This window comes from Bartonella vinsonii subsp. berkhoffii ATCC 51672 (assembly GCF_902825225.1).
Classification (GTDB): Bacteria; Pseudomonadota; Alphaproteobacteria; order Rhizobiales; family Rhizobiaceae; genus Bartonella; species Bartonella berkhoffii.
In genome coordinates, this window is the sequence record NZ_CADEAK010000181.1 from 1 (window position 1) to 435 (window position 435).

A 435-nucleotide genomic window follows, 5' to 3' on the forward strand; every position below is an offset into this window, starting at 1 on the left:
AAATGGAAAATCTTGATATAAAAAGTGATGATCCTCTGTTTCAAGATGCAGATAGAGAAGCAAAACTTGTTATCAACGGTGTTGGCCGTCGTATGGCTGGAACACCAGCACGCGAGTTAGGGTCTATTATTTCGACGGCAAATAATGCTCTGTCTCTTTATCGTGACCCTATTGTTGGTGAGAACACAAAATATTGTGATTTTTATATCAGTGATTTAATGGATAGTGAAAGTCCCGTTTCGCTGTATTTTATTACAACGCCGCGCAATTTAGATAGAATGAGACCTTTAGCGCGATTGTTGTTGACACAAATGGTTCTTTCTCTTTCAAATCGTATGGAATTTGATGATGGGAGATCAAAAACAAGTCACAAACATCGTTTGCTTTTAATGCTTGATGAATTTCCAACTTTGGGAAAATTGGATATTTTTGAAA

1 protein-coding gene is annotated in these 435 nt (G+C 36.8%); it reads left to right on the forward strand.

Annotated features, from left to right (window positions below):
- On the forward strand, positions 1-435 hold a 435-nt coding region (locus tag J7R10_RS08835), incomplete at both ends, for a type IV secretory system conjugative DNA transfer family protein (protein WP_208436488.1).